Raw genomic sequence first — 14,046 nt, forward strand, 5'->3', positions numbered from 1 at the left:
AGCAGGTTATCTGCATGGTTACCTTTATTTTACTATATTTCACTTATATCTACAAGAGAAAGATTATGTCTGTCAGATGACTCCAAGCTTGTCAGAAGCGCATGCGCGGTATCTAAACTTGTAAGTACCGTCACGCCTGTCTCGATTGCATTTCGGCGAATCACAAAGCCGTCCTTGCTATGTTCTACACCCTGTGATGGTGTATCGATAACAAGATCAATCTCATGCGACAAAATCAGATCCAACAAGTTCGGAGAAGGTTCCTCCACCTTGTTGATCGGTTTTGCCGGAACACCGTTTTCATTTAAAACACGGCAGGTACTTCTTGTGGAGTAAATCTCATAGCCAAGTGCTGTAAACCGCTGTCCGATCTCTACGGCATCTAATTTATCCGAATCCTTTACTGTCAGAATCATCTTCTTGTACTTCGGCAGGTTCACGCCATTTCCAAGGAACGCCTTGAATAACGCTTCATTGTAATTCTTAGAAATACCCAGGCACTCACCCGTCGATTTCATCTCCGGTCCAAGGCTGATCTCAGCACCACGAATCTTCTCAAAGGAGAATACCGGCATCTTGATTGCGAAGTATTCAGATTCTGGCTGTAATCCCGGTGTATAACCCATATCCTTGATCTTCTCGCCTGTGATAACTCTCGTTGCAAGATCAACAATCGGAATGCCGGTCACCTTGCTGATATATGGCACGGTACGGCTCGAACGTGGGTTAACCTCGATGACATATACCTCATCCTGATATACAATGAACTGAATATTGATCAATCCGATGACATGCAGGCTGTTCGCAAGCTTCTTCGTGTAGCCTTCCAGTACACGTTTGATCTTCGGCGTAATGGTCTGTGCCGGATATACGGAAATACTATCACCGGAATGGATACCTGCACGCTCAATATGCTCCATGATACCCGGAATCAGAATATCGTCGCCGTCACATACAGCATCGACCTCGATTTCCTTACCCATCAGATATTTGTCAACCAGAACCGGATGTTCCTGTTCATGGCGATTGATAATCTCCATAAATTCGATGATGTCTTTATCAGAGATTGCAATCTGCATGCCCTGTCCACCCAATACATAAGAAGGACGGACAAGAACCGGATAGCCAAGCTCATTGGCTGCTTCCAGTGCTTCCTTTACTGTAAATACCGTCTTGCCGGCTGCTCTTGGAATACAGCACTTCTCCAGAATCTCATCGAACAGCTCACGGTCTTCAGCCGCATCGACATTCTCAGCACTTGTACCAAGGATTGGTACACCCATCTCTAAAAGGGCTTCCGTCAATTTGATAGCAGTCTGTCCACCGAACTGTACAACTGCGCCATCCGGCTTCTCGATATTCACGATAGATTCTACATCCTCTGCCGTAAGCGGCTCAAAATACAGACGATCTGCGATATCAAAGTCCGTACTTACCGTCTCAGGGTTATTATTTACAATAATTGTCTCATAGCCCTTGTTCTTCAATGTCCATGTGCTGTGTACGGAGCAGTAATCGAACTCAATACCCTGACCGATACGGATTGGTCCGGAACCAAGTACCATGATCTTCTTCTTATTCTCATCCACTTCGACTTCCGATTCTCCATCGTAGCAGGAATAGTAATATGGTGTCTCCGCCTCAAACTCCGCCGCACAGGTATCTACGATCTTGTAGGATGCATGGATGCCATAGCCATAACGAAGCTCCTTGATTTCCTTTTCCTTCTTGCCTGTAATCTGTGCGATCACCTTGTCCGGGAACTCCATGCGCTTTGCTTCCTGCATCATTTCCTTTGTGATCTCAGGTGTCTCACGCAGTAATTTTTCTTCCTGTACGATATTATTGATCTTGTCAATAAACCAGATATCGACCTTTGTGATATCATGAATTTCCTCTGCTGAGATACCACGGCGCAGCGCTTCTGCGATAACGAAGATTCGACGGTCATCAACGCGGTGAAGCATCTCATGAATCTCCTCTGTCGGAAGATCGTTGTAGTTCTCATAGATCAAACTGTCCACATGCTGTTCAAGGGAACGGAGCGCCTTCATCAGCGCGCCCTCAAAGTTCGTACAGATACTCATGACCTCACCGGTTGCTTTCATCTGCGTCGTCAGTTTCCGGCTTGCCTTGATAAACTTGTCAAATGGCAGTCTCGGCATCTTGACTACAACATAATCAAGTGCCGGTTCAAAACTCGCATATGTCTTACCTGTGATAGCATTCTTGATTTCATCAAGATTATATCCAAGCGCAATTTTTGCAGCTACCTTTGCAATCGGATAACCGGTTGCCTTAGAAGCAAGTGCAGAAGAACGGCTCACTCGCGGGTTTACCTCGATAACACAATATTCAAATGTCGTCGGATGCAATGCGAACTGTACGTTACATCCGCCCTGAATACCAAGCTCTGTAATGATATTTAATGCTGCACTACGAAGCATCTGATATTCCTTATCTGCCAGTGTCTGTGATGGCGCAACAACGATAGAATCTCCTGTATGGACACCAACCGGATCCAGATTCTCCATATTACATACGGTAATACAGGTACCGTTCGCATCACGCATAACCTCGTACTCAATCTCTTTCCAGCCCGCGATACAACGCTCAACCAATACCTGACCGACACGTGACAGACGCAGTCCGTTCATCAGTATCTCTACGAATTCTTCTTCGTTGTGCGCGATACCGCCGCCGCTTCCGCCAAGCGTATATGCCGGTCGCAATACGATTGGATATCCGATTTTTTCAACAAACGCCAGACCATCCTTAATGTTCGTTACGACTTCGGATGGTGCACATGGCTCATGGATCTTCTCCATAGTCTTCTTGAATTCCAGACGATCCTCTGCTTTCTTGATCGTCTTAGAAGATGTACCAAGCAGCCTTACATTATGTTCCTTCAGGAAACCGGACTCTTCCAGTTCCATCGCGATATTTAACGCTGCCTGACCACCCAGTGTCGGAAGCACGCTATCCGGCTTTTCCTTCTTGATAACTGCCTTCACAACCTCCGGTGTCAAAGGCTCAATATATACCTTATCTGCAATATCCTTATCTGTCATGATGGTGGCAGGATTTGAGTTAATCAACACAACGCAGATGCCCTCTTCCTTCAGAGAACGACATGCCTGTGTACCGGCATAATCAAACTCTGCCGCCTGTCCGATGACAATCGGACCGGATCCAATAACTACAACCTTTTTTACGTGTGGATTCTTTGGCATTATTTAGACACCTCCATCATATTCATAAACTCATCAAACAAAAATCCGGTATCAAGCGGGCCTGCACAGGCTTCCGGATGGAACTGTACCGTCTGTACATTCTTTCCAAGGTAATGAACACCCTCAATTGTCTTATCATTTACATTGATAAAGCTTGGCTCTGCAATATCACGATCCAAAGATTCTTCTTTTACCACATAGCCATGATTTTGTGTAGAAATATATACTTTTCCTGTCTTCAAATCCTTTACCGGATGATTTGCTCCACGATGTCCATATTTCATCTTCTGTGTATCTGCACCGTTTGCAAGCGCCAGAAGCTGATGTCCAAGACAGATTGCGAAGATTGGAATCTTCGTAGCAAAAAGCTTCTTGATTTCTTCGATCGTCTTCACGTTATCCTTCGGATCTCCGGGGCCGTTCGTCAGCATAATTCCATCCGGTGCATCCGCGATAATCTCCTCTGCAGGAGTCTCCGCCGGATATACAGTCACTGAACAACCACGCTCCAACAGACAACGCACAATGTTCTTCTTCACACCAAGGTCGATGACCGCAACCTTATAACCATCGCCTGGGAAGCTCATCTTCTCCTTGCATGTGACATCCAGCACAACATGTCCCATGCTCCATGCCTTGATCCTTTTGATACAATCGTCCTTATCAAAATTCTCATCCGTTGTAATCATGCCCTTCATCGTACCTTTGTCCCGCAGAATCTTCGTTAATGCACGTGTATCAATTGCCTCAATTCCGGTAATATCATTTTCTATAAGAAATGACTCGACACTTTCCTCGCTTCGGAAGTTGCTTGGCCGCTTCGCCAGTTCTCTGACAATAAAGCCAGACTGCCATGGGCGCTCCGCCTCCATATCTTCCTTACAAATACCATAGTTACCAATCAACGGATACGTCATACACACAGACTGTCCTGCATAAGAAGGATCCGTCAGTACTTCCAGATAACCAGTCATCGATGTGTTAAATACGATCTCACTGATAATTTCCTTGGTTGAACCGACGCTTTTCCCCTCGAATACATGGCCATCTTCCAGTATCAGAAATGCTTTCATAGTCTTTGTCCTTTCTTCTTAGATTTACTTGCAAAACAAGAAATTTGCTCAAAAAAAAAGAGTGAAACGGAAAAATTGCATAGTTATCCGAAGCTCTTTTTTCTCAAATTGCAAAAATTATACATCAATTTTCGTCATAGCACAACCCCTTTTGTCAGATTCTTTTATTCTTCTTTTGTTCTTCCCTTTCCAAGCGGCTGTATATACATCCGCAATAGTCCTGCCGGTACAGGTGATACTCCCGTGACAACTCGATGGAATGAGCATATCCATTCTTTTTCTTGAAATCACTGTACAGATAAGAAACACCATATTTTTCTGCCATCCTCTCACCAATCTCATTTAACCATGCTGCGTTTTTGTGTGGACTGATTGACAGTGTCGTTGTGAAAATATCGAATCCATGTGCCTTCGCATACCGGGCTGTCTCCTCCAGCCGGAGTTCATAACATTTGTAACATCGGCGTCCGCGCTCCGGTTCCTTCTCCAAGCCTCTCGCAATCTCGTAGAATTTCTCCGGTTCGTATTCGCCGTCACACACAGACACATCCCTCGCAAACTCTGCTTCCTGTGTAAACCGCTTCAGTTCCTCTATGCGTTTTTCATACTCTTCTTTTTCTGTAATATTCGGATTGTAAAAAAAAGCCGTAATATCATATTCTTCATATAATACACTCAGCACATGAGAACTACACGGCGCACAGCACACATGTAATAGCATTTTTTTTGTTTTTTTTGCATATTGTTTTATTCCCTCGTTCATTTTTATCCTTTCCTTGTCACTTCGCCGAAAAAAGGCGTCCATTCAGCCTATAAAAATAACGTTTTTTGTGCAATATTCACAGTTGACTTTAGCAATAATATACAATATACTAAAGTCAATGAAAGAACTATAATATAATTAGTTATGATTATATAATTTTACAGCTTGAAGGGCAAGAGTAAAAGACTATGGAATTGCTATATGGGAGGTAAGGAACTATGACAGTGGATCAGGCAGTTAAGAAATTCAAATTAGAGCCACTTAACGTATATACGGCAAAGGCAAAAGCAAAGGAATTGAACGTGGATGAAGTATTGTACATGAATGTTCAAAAGAACAAATATGCCTATGTTGTAAAAGACGGCGCACGCGGATATGTGCTTTATCAGGATGAGAAAAGCATCTACACCAAGATGTACAAAGGTCTTAAGATGACTCCTCTCGAGCCGTAATCATACATATTCTTAATAAAAAACGGAGCTTTTCAAAGCTCCGTTTTTTATTATTCCATATATTTGTTTTTATAGAAAAGTTTGACATGTTCTATAGATTTGTCATTCAATTCCAACACAACTGCTTCTGTACGATTCTTTCCATTGTTAAAAAAAGCATACCAATCAGCTTTCTTATCTGCATGACCGGATGTAAAATCCCGAATCAAAAGCATCGGATCTGCCTGACAAGCATTATCAAACAAGATAGATTCATAAGGAACCACCTTTTGTATCTTTCCCATTTCGAATTCATATATTTTCTTTCTAGTAGAACGTTTCACGATTTTGGATATCTCGCAATCTCCGTTTACAAAAATATATTCATACTCTATTTCCTGTCTGGATACAGTAATTACAGTACAGACTATACCCGCCAAAATAACAAGCGGTCCAACCGGTCCGGATACAAACATCCATATTACAAATCCAACAACAGCAGCTAAGACCGATGCCACAACAGGCATCCGGTCCTTTGCTTTTAATTTCTTTTGTACTGCGTATTCCGCATAACCTTCCAAGTTATTTACCATATTTACATTTCCTTTAACGACTCATCAATTGCCTTCGCTGCTTTCTTGCCGGCACCCATTGCAAGGATAACGGTTGCTGCACCTGTAACAACATCACCGCCGGCATACACATGCTCGCGTGTACTCTCACCGGTCTCTTCATTGACAATGATACCGCCCCACTTCTGTGTCTCTAAACCTTCTGTTGTCTGGCGGATCAGAGGATTTGGAGACTGACCGATTGCGATAACAACTGTCTCTACCGGAATAACCGTATTTGAACCTTCGATTGGCTGTGGACGTCTACGTCCGGAAGCGTCCGGTTCACCAAGCTCCTGTGCTACGACTTCAATACCGGTTACCCATCCATCTTCTCCATGGATTTCTACAGGGTTGTTAAGTAACTTGAAGATTACGCCCTCTTCCTTTGCATGCTCGACTTCTTCCTTACGGGCAGGTACTTCTTCTGCTCCACGACGATATACAATATAAACTTCCTCTGCGCCAAGTCTCTTTGCGGTTCTTGCTGCATCCATCGCTACATTACCGGCACCGACAACAGCTACACGCTTACCTACCTTGACAGGTGTTGGAACTTCGCCCTTCTTATAACCCTTCATCAGGTTGACACGTGTTAAGAACTCATTTGCGGAATATACACCAAGCAGGTTCTCACCCGGAATCCGAAGGAAGTTCGGAAGTCCGGCACCGGTTCCAAGGAATACAGCGTCAAACCCACGTGCAAACAGATCATCCACAGTCAGAGAACGTCCGATTACAACATTTGTTTCAAGATCTACACCAAGATCTGTAATATTTTCAAGTTCCTTTGCAACCAGAGACTTTGGAAGACGGAACTCAGGAATACCATAGCTCAACACGCCGCCAGCTTTATGTAATGCCTCGAAGATTGTTACATCATACCCCTTCTTTGCAAGCTCGCCTGCACAAGTAATACCGGCAGGACCAGAACCAACAACCGCTACACGCTTGCCGTTTTTCTCGATGTTCAGCTCCGCCTTCTCACCGTGCGCCATATGATAATCTGCCACAAAACGTTCCAGACGCCCGATAGATACAGACTCCCCTTTGATACCACGGATACATTTACCTTCACACTGGTTTTCCTGTGGGCAGACACGTCCGCAAATAGCAGGAAGTGCATTCTCACTTGTAATTATCTCGTATGCTTTCTCAAAATTACCTGCAGCTACCTGCTCGATAAATCCGGGAATCGGTACATTAACCGGGCATCCTGTCATACAAGGTCTGTTCTTACAATTAATACATCTGGTTGCTTCCTCCATTGCCATCTCGGCTGTATAACCGGTTGCAACCTCTTCAAAATTCTTATTTCGTACATTCGGATCCTGCTGTGGCATAGGAACCTTTGTTGGACTCATATTTGGCATCTTTCGTTCCCTCCTAATTCTGCATCTGATCTGCCTGAAGCTTCATCATACATTCATGTTCTTCTTCCTTAAAGAACGTCTGGCGCTTCATACACTGATCGAAATCAACTTCAAATCCATCGAAGTCCGGTCCATCTACACAGGCAAACTTTGTCTCGCCACCAACTGTGACACGACATCCACCGCACATACCTGTACCATCGATCATGATCGGATTCAAAGAAACGGCTGTCGGAAGGTTGTATTCCGGCTTCTTCGTAAGTGCTACTACAAACTTCATCATGATAAGCGGGCCTATCGCAATCGCATGATCATACTGCACACCGGCATCTAAAAGTTCCTGCAATTTCTTCGTAACAACACCCTGCTCGCCAAGAGAGCCATCATCCGTCATAATATATACATTATCACAGAACTTCTCGAACTTCTCCTTGAGAAGCACAAGCTCTGCGGTACGTCCACCGATAATCACATCTACCTTTGTACCCTGCTCTGCAAGTTTCTTTGCCTGTGGGTAAAGCGGAGCTGCTCCAACACCACCTGCAATACCAATTACACGCTTCCATTCTTTGTTGAGTGGTGCCGGCTGTCCAAGCGGACCTACAAAATCCTGAAGATAATCGCCTTCATTCAGCTTTGCCATTAATGTTGTAGAATATCCAACCACCTGGAAAATAATCTCAACCGTATTGCGCTCACGGTCAAAATCTGCAATCGTAAGAGGAATACGTTCACCGTCCTCATCCACTCTGACAATGACAAACTGTCCCGCCTCACAACGTGCAGCTACATAAGGAGCTTCAATCTCCATCATGACAACAACCGAATTTAAGACTTCTTTTTTTACAATCTTATACATGGTCTACCCCTATCTCTTAAAAATATACTTTATACATACGCATCACTTATCATGCGCCATTATCTGATAAATTATATCACATATACTTTCATAATCAAAGTTTTTCTTAAAAAATCTTATTTTTTTATACAATTTCATCAAAAAAGCTTCCATCATGCAGCATTGGCATCAACACATCCCTGTCCTTCAGGGTAAGTGCCATAAATCCGTGCCCTTCGTTCATCCGCACAGACACACCCAGCATATTCACGATATCATCACAGAAATGTTTCTCCGACATCGTCACAACCAGTCTTCTGCAAAATGCTTGTTCTGCCAGACGCACCGCTGCATCCAGGACATACCGCACATGCTCATCAAAGCTTTCAAAACGTTCCACATACATCGTATCATCATAGATATCATATGAGAACAATCCTGCCAAGCGCTCTTCTACCTGACCGTCATCCATCCGCATGCCATCCTCATAGACAGCCACCACATCACCATTCTGACAGCGATGTTCCTTGCACATTTCTTCCAGATACTGTGGTGTCCGATATGCATAAATCTGATATTTCTTTGCGAGAGCCGCATTTACCTCGCCAGATAAATGCTCCAGTATATCTGTGCGTTCCTCATGCAAATCCCTCAGATTCCTCGTATAATACCCTTCCTCACCGGACAGATCATCCGGTACGACATCTTCATCTTCCAGTTCTTCAATATCAATATCCAGTTCCAATGTATGAAACACCTTTTCAAATCCAAGGCTTTCATAATACTCTTCCCGTTCCGGCATCAAAAAAGTAAATTTTCTGCCTTCCTGTTTCATATCCGCAAGCACACGATGCATCATACTACGCATGATACCCTGCTCCCGATATTCTGGTTTCACAGCCACTCCGACTATGTAATAACACAGTTCCTTCTTCCCATCTATCTGCATCTCATACGGGTTCAGATGGATCATGCCGGCAAGCACACCATCCTTATATGCAAGAAGAATCTTATTTTTCCTGCATATCTCTGTAAAATAATAATCCGCAAACTCCTCTGGATCGTCAAATATTTCATCCCACATCTGCCGAACCTGCGCGAGCACCTCCGGTTCACCTTCAAAATATTTGAGCCTGCAACTGTCTCCGTCACTCATGAAACTAAAATATCCTCCTATTACTCTTTGTTTTCTTTATCTCTTCGCACAGCCCATACATCCCATACACGGACTTGTGGCATTTTGAGCATCATCGTCCACTACCCTTGAACTGCGGTAATCAAAATTATCGATTGTCTCCAGCAGACAGATCGCCTGTGCGCTGATTCCCTGTCCCTGACCGGTAAATCCCAGACCTTCCTCTGTGGTTGCCTTGACATTCACCTGATTCTTATCAATCTGCAAACGCGCCGCAATATTCTCCCGCATCGTCTCAATATACGGTGCAAGCTTCGGTCTTTGTGCAATCACTGTCGCATCCACATTTCCTATCATAAAATTATGCGCGTCCAAAAGCTTGTGCACTTCCTCCAAAAGCTTCATACTGTCCGCCCCTTCATATGCAGGATCTGTATCCGGAAAATGTTTTCCGATATCGCCAAGTGCCGCCGCACCGAGCAATGCATCCATAATCGCATGCACAAGTACATCTGCATCCGAATGTCCAAGCAGGCCTTTTTCATACGGAATCTCTACACCGCCCAGAATCAGCCGGCGTCCTTCCGTCAATTTATGCACATCATACCCCATGCCAACTCTCATGGTTATCCGCTCCTTCATATCTTCAAATATTAAAGTATCGTATCTTAATTTATCATATTTATTCCGCAGATGCAAACCATTCCTGCCAGAAGTTTTTCATAATTTTCTCCTTTTTTATATATACAAAACCGGCTTTTCATTGTAAAATATTGCCATGGTGTGTATTTACACAATACACCATGCAAATTTATACATAACGAGGAGGATTTTTATATGGGAAGATCTATGGGCGGCGGTGGCAGCCGCGGAGGTGGAGCCAGCCGTGGCGGTGGCCGAAGCAGCGGTTCACATTCCATGGGTGGAAGCCGAAGCGGAACCAGCCGTGCGTTTGGATCCGGACATTCCGGCGGCAACTCACTTCGTGGATCCGGCCGGAGTTATAGCGGTCAGTCATCCAGCGGTAATCCAATGATGGGAGGGTTCAACAACAGCTCTCACAGACCGGGTGGACCAGGATTCGGTGGTCCGGGATACGGCGGTCCGGGGCATATGCCACCACCACCTCCACCACCACATCATCATCACCATCACTACTATGGCAGAAGAAGATATTACGATGATTCACATGTCTATGTACATACCGGACCAAGCTCACCGTTATCTTCTATCCTTGCATTTTTAATCTTGCTGATTGCTGTTGTTTTATCATTCTTTACATATCGTCAAAACAACCGCATGTACTATGATTACAGTGCACCAAGCTATCAGGACAGCTATTCCAAAGAACCGAGAGACAAATTCACCGGTACAGTAAACCTGAATGGTTTCTACAGCGATCCGGATGGTCTGTTGTACAACGATGAGATTCCGGTTTTAGAAAAAGGTCTGGAGCATTTCTATAAGACAACCGGTGTATGCGCTTATGTATATCTTGTGAATGAACTGGACGAAGGCGTTGACGGTAACAAATATGCATCTGATTTATATGATGAATTATTCAACGATGAAGGTCATATTCTTCTGGTATACGATTATACGAATGCCTATATGTATGATGCTGAAGGCTATGCGATTCAGACAACGATTGACTCTGAAGCACTTGATATGATTTACGATTATGTTGAAGCCGAATGGGCAAATGACAGCGAAAACCTTGGTGCAATCTTTGGAAACGGGTGTGCCAAGGCCGCAGATCGTATGATGTACAAGGAAAAGACATTTGTTCAGAAATATCAGACGATCATCATTATCATCATTGTTGCAGTCGCTCTTATTATCGTTGTAAATGTATTATTCAAATGGTGGAAGAAACGTACCGCACAGAAAAACAAAGAACAGGAAGACCTTGAACGTACACTTAATACCCCACTTGAGACATTCGGTACAACGCCTATGAATGATCTAAAGGCAAAATATGATAATCAGGATGAAAAGTAATGTCCCATTACTCTTCTCCTTATAAGCAATGACATGCAAAAAGAGCTGCGCACTAATTAGTGCGCAGCTCTTTTTTCTCTTACCATGAAGTAGCAATATCCAACTGATTTGGGTTAGAAGCAGCAAAGCTTCCCGTATCTACGACAATTGCAGTTCCAAGACTGCTCTCTACCAGGGTTCCTCTCGGATATGTATTCAGATCTGCAGCAACCATAACATAGTCGCCATACATCTTCACACCATCTTCACGAACCCAATACTCTGCATTGTACCCCAGGTTCTGCATCGTATCTATGACACCACTCATATTCAGGTTGTAATATGTCTCTTTCCCTGTCGGTCCGTAATTTACACCCTTTGACGCTGTCAGTTTGCCATCCCCAGTTATATTCTCATATGTATATGTCTGTGCCGTCTGTGTTGTATTCGTTGTCTCTTTTTCAGCTTTACACTGCTCAACCTTCTGCACAAACGCTTCCTGATTCTCCTGAACAGCCAACGCTTTTTCCCGTTCAACCTCCGGCATCAATGTCGGATTTGCAACCTTTGTTACCTGAACATTGTGTTCTATTATTTGTTCGGATACCGGATCTACCGATGCAGGTGCCTCGGCAAGTACCTCTGTTACCTTCTCTTCTGCAGCTTTTGAGGACTTATTATCCTCTAACATTGTCGGTGCGTATAAACATACGGCTAAGATCATCACAAATCCAATCATTAGCTTATCGATGCTTCGTCTCATCCAATCACTCCTTTTCGAAAATGTGTTTGTACGCAACAAACTTCCCCTATTTAACCCCATGTTTGTTAAATTGTCAATACATTTTTGAAATTTTTTTGAAATATTTGAAACATTTTTGTAACATTTTTCGTCTTTTTGTTACATTTTGATATCTGAGTCAACAGGAAAAATACGCATTCTCCGGGAAAAAACAAAAAACGTCATTTCATTTCGACAAAAAATACCGGGAATAAAAAAAGACGCGCACAGGCATCTTAGAAAATTGTTGCTGAAAAAACAAATAAAAAAATAGCGGAAGGGGGATTTGAACCCTCGACACCACGGGTATGAACCGTGTGCTCTAGCCAACTGAGCTATTCCGCCATAAAAATGGGACCTATAGGGCTCGAACCTATGACCCTCTGCTTGTAAGGCAGATGCTCTCCCAGCTGAGCTAAGATCCCATTCGTTTGTGTGTTGTATGCTCAACACTCTTGCTATTTTACATACCTTGCTATCATTTGTCAAGCATTTTTTGAAATTTTTTACATCATTTTTTTCAATTCTTTTTTTACGTCCGGATTGCCATATATCTACATGCGGTTCATCATATATCACGCTTAGATACATCCGAGAGATCGCAGAACGAATATCCATAATGTAAGTGTCACAGAGGATAATAATGTCGTAAGCACAATCACATTGGATGTCAAAATTTCATCATTATCCATATTCTTCGCCATAACATAACAACTTACCGTTGTCGGGGATGCCAGCATGATCAGGATTGCTACCATCTCACTCGGTCCAAATCCCAGCTTATATGCAAACGGAAGGAATACCAACGGTAATCCGATCAGCTTGATAAAGGTTGCCCCTAACGCAGGCTTTAATCTCGCAATTGCTTGTTTCGTATCAAATCCGGCACCAACTGCAAGCAAAGCAATCGGTGTCGCGGTCTGTGCAATATAATTGAATGTCCGTGCCGGAATCGTCGGGATCGGCAGATGTATCACAGATGCAATCAATCCGAGTACAATTCCTATGATAATCGGGTTCTTCGCTATGTTGATACAGGCATTCTTTATCTTTCCATAATCTTTGTCCGCCTCCGTATTGGCATTAAACACAAGAATAATAACAGACAATATATTAAAGAACGGAACGGCGGCAACGATCATCAGCGGCGTCATACCTATCTCACCGCAGATATTCTCCACAAAAGCCACACCCAATATTGCTGCACTTCCTCTTGCTCCTGCCTGCGCAAATGCCCCTACCATCGTCTTGTCCTTCATCGTAATCTTCGCGATTCCCCAGACTCCAAAAAACATAATGATCGTTACGAACATACAGAATAAGAAGAATTTGATATTCATATCCTTTTTCACATCAGAACCCGCGATATCCCGGAACAACATAACCGGGAGTGCTACTACAAATACATATTTATTGGCAACACGTACAAACTCATCTGTCAGAAAATGAATTCTTCTTAATATATATCCTAATAAAATAATCAAAAAAATCGGTATCGTTACATTTACGCTAAATATAAAATTATCCATCATTTTATCCTTTCCGGGCAGATTACAATGCTTAGTGTATCACACCCACCGTCAATTTCCAACAAAGGATATCAGATTCCCATCTTTTTCGTCTGAAAAATACTGTCGGAATTTTTTGAAATTTTTTTCAAAAAAGGTGTTGACAACCCTCCCTGCTTTATGTATAATAGCACTTGCGTTGAGACGAGGCAAACAAAACAAATGCCTTATCGGGGTGTGGCTCAGTTTGGCTAGAGCGCCTGATTTGGGATCAGGAGGTCGCAGGTTCGAGTCCTGTCACCCCGACTAATACTTCTCTT

At 43.4% G+C, this 14,046-nt stretch carries 12 protein-coding genes and 3 tRNA genes; 3 read left to right on the forward strand and 12 right to left on the reverse strand.

The window, feature by feature from the left end; all coding sequences use genetic code 11:
- Positions 1-32: 32 nt before the first annotated feature.
- The 3 genes from carB to KP625_RS04495 form a co-directional block, all read right to left on the reverse strand.
- The gene (gene carB / locus KP625_RS04485; protein WP_238299563.1) at positions 33-3,233 is read right to left on the reverse strand and encodes a carbamoyl-phosphate synthase large subunit; all 3,201 of its coding nucleotides are present in this window, start codon (positions 3,231-3,233) and stop codon (positions 33-35) included.
- Positions 3,233-4,306 carry a carbamoyl phosphate synthase small subunit gene (locus tag KP625_RS04490; RefSeq protein WP_238299564.1) on the reverse strand — a complete coding sequence of 358 codons (1,074 nt, stop codon included), beginning with the start codon at positions 4,304-4,306 and terminating at the stop codon, positions 3,233-3,235. Before KP625_RS04490 ends, carB begins: the two co-directional genes overlap by 1 nt.
- A 154-nt stretch (positions 4,307-4,460) precedes the next feature.
- The gene (locus KP625_RS04495) at positions 4,461-5,027 is read right to left on the reverse strand and encodes an epoxyqueuosine reductase QueH (protein WP_370641415.1); all 567 of its coding nucleotides are present in this window, start codon (positions 5,025-5,027) and stop codon (positions 4,461-4,463) included.
- Between the two features lie 260 nt (positions 5,028-5,287).
- Here KP625_RS04495 and KP625_RS04500 point away from each other — a divergent pair, with 260 nt between their 5' ends.
- Complete coding sequence (locus KP625_RS04500; RefSeq protein ID WP_177983650.1) at positions 5,288-5,521, forward strand: hypothetical protein; 234 nt, start codon at positions 5,288-5,290, stop codon at positions 5,519-5,521.
- A 50-nt stretch (positions 5,522-5,571) separates the two neighbouring features.
- Here KP625_RS04500 and KP625_RS04505 read toward each other — a convergent pair whose 3' ends face one another.
- From KP625_RS04505 to ispF, 5 genes are all read right to left on the reverse strand, one after another.
- Positions 5,572-6,093 (reverse strand): DUF6106 family protein, encoded by a 522-nt coding sequence (locus tag KP625_RS04505; protein WP_238299566.1) that lies wholly within the window; start codon positions 6,091-6,093, stop codon positions 5,572-5,574.
- Positions 6,094-6,095: 2 nt separating this feature from the next.
- Positions 6,096-7,484: an NADPH-dependent glutamate synthase gene (gltA, locus tag KP625_RS04510; RefSeq protein ID WP_117781526.1), complete on the reverse strand. Its 1,389-nt coding sequence runs from the start codon at positions 7,482-7,484 to the stop codon at positions 6,096-6,098.
- A 13-nt stretch (positions 7,485-7,497) separates the two neighbouring features.
- Positions 7,498-8,343, reverse strand: a complete 846-nt coding sequence (locus tag KP625_RS04515; RefSeq protein ID WP_118670837.1) for a sulfide/dihydroorotate dehydrogenase-like FAD/NAD-binding protein — start codon at positions 8,341-8,343, stop codon at positions 7,498-7,500.
- 124 nt (positions 8,344-8,467) lie between these two features.
- Positions 8,468-9,478 (reverse strand): GNAT family N-acetyltransferase, encoded by a 1,011-nt coding sequence (locus KP625_RS04520; RefSeq protein ID WP_177970323.1) that lies wholly within the window; start codon positions 9,476-9,478, stop codon positions 8,468-8,470.
- A 36-nt stretch (positions 9,479-9,514) separates the two neighbouring features.
- The gene (ispF, locus tag KP625_RS04525; RefSeq protein WP_238299567.1) at positions 9,515-10,081 is read right to left on the reverse strand and encodes a 2-C-methyl-D-erythritol 2,4-cyclodiphosphate synthase; all 567 of its coding nucleotides are present in this window, start codon (positions 10,079-10,081) and stop codon (positions 9,515-9,517) included.
- A 213-nt stretch (positions 10,082-10,294) separates the two neighbouring features.
- Between ispF and KP625_RS04530 the strand changes: the two genes are divergently transcribed.
- Positions 10,295-11,458 carry a TPM domain-containing protein gene (locus KP625_RS04530; RefSeq protein ID WP_238299568.1) on the forward strand — a complete coding sequence of 388 codons (1,164 nt, stop codon included), beginning with the start codon at positions 10,295-10,297 and terminating at the stop codon, positions 11,456-11,458.
- A 79-nt stretch (positions 11,459-11,537) separates the two neighbouring features.
- Here KP625_RS04530 and KP625_RS04535 read toward each other — a convergent pair whose 3' ends face one another.
- From KP625_RS04535 to KP625_RS04550, 4 genes are all read right to left on the reverse strand, one after another.
- The gene (locus KP625_RS04535) at positions 11,538-12,200 is read right to left on the reverse strand and encodes a hypothetical protein (RefSeq protein WP_238299569.1); all 663 of its coding nucleotides are present in this window, start codon (positions 12,198-12,200) and stop codon (positions 11,538-11,540) included.
- Positions 12,201-12,489: 289 nt separating this feature from the next.
- A tRNA-Met gene (locus KP625_RS04540) sits at positions 12,490-12,563 on the reverse strand.
- A gap of 7 nt (positions 12,564-12,570) precedes the next feature.
- Positions 12,571-12,643 (reverse strand) — tRNA-Val (locus KP625_RS04545).
- Positions 12,644-12,799: 156 nt separating this feature from the next.
- On the reverse strand, positions 12,800-13,750 hold the full coding sequence (locus tag KP625_RS04550; protein WP_370641416.1) for an AEC family transporter: 951 nt from the start codon (positions 13,748-13,750) through the stop codon (positions 12,800-12,802).
- A gap of 207 nt (positions 13,751-13,957) precedes the next feature.
- Here KP625_RS04550 and KP625_RS04555 point away from each other — a divergent pair.
- Positions 13,958-14,032: transfer RNA gene (locus KP625_RS04555), tRNA-Pro, on the forward strand.
- The last annotated feature ends 14 nt before the right edge of the window (positions 14,033-14,046 follow it).

It is taken from the genome of Eubacterium sp. MSJ-33 (assembly GCF_022174665.1).
Classification (GTDB): domain Bacteria; phylum Bacillota; class Clostridia; order Lachnospirales; family Lachnospiraceae; genus Coprococcus_C.

Bases quoted from the DNA above. Each gene is read 5' to 3' on its own strand.
- ispF (WP_238299567.1), bottom strand. From the start codon at position 10,081: ATGAGAGTTGGCATGGGGTATGATGTGCATAAATTGACGGAAGGACGC.
- KP625_RS04530 (WP_238299568.1), top strand. From the start codon at position 10,295: ATGGGAAGATCTATGGGCGGCGGTGGCAGCCGCGGAGGTGGAGCCAGC.
- gltA (WP_117781526.1), bottom strand. From the start codon at position 7,484: ATGCCAAATATGAGTCCAACAAAGGTTCCTATGCCACAGCAGGATCCG.
- KP625_RS04505 (WP_238299566.1), bottom strand. From the start codon at position 6,093: ATGGTAAATAACTTGGAAGGTTATGCGGAATACGCAGTACAAAAGAAA.
- KP625_RS04490 (WP_238299564.1), bottom strand. From the start codon at position 4,306: ATGAAAGCATTTCTGATACTGGAAGATGGCCATGTATTCGAGGGGAAA.
- KP625_RS04500 (WP_177983650.1), top strand. From the start codon at position 5,288: ATGACAGTGGATCAGGCAGTTAAGAAATTCAAATTAGAGCCACTTAAC.
- KP625_RS04515 (WP_118670837.1), bottom strand. From the start codon at position 8,343: ATGTATAAGATTGTAAAAAAAGAAGTCTTAAATTCGGTTGTTGTCATG.
- carB (WP_238299563.1), bottom strand. From the start codon at position 3,233: ATGCCAAAGAATCCACACGTAAAAAAGGTTGTAGTTATTGGATCCGGT.
- KP625_RS04495 (WP_370641415.1), bottom strand. From the start codon at position 5,027: ATGCTATTACATGTGTGCTGTGCGCCGTGTAGTTCTCATGTGCTGAGT.
- KP625_RS04550 (WP_370641416.1), bottom strand. From the start codon at position 13,750: ATGATGGATAATTTTATATTTAGCGTAAATGTAACGATACCGATTTTT.
- KP625_RS04520 (WP_177970323.1), bottom strand. From the start codon at position 9,478: ATGAGTGACGGAGACAGTTGCAGGCTCAAATATTTTGAAGGTGAACCG.
- KP625_RS04535 (WP_238299569.1), bottom strand. From the start codon at position 12,200: ATGAGACGAAGCATCGATAAGCTAATGATTGGATTTGTGATGATCTTA.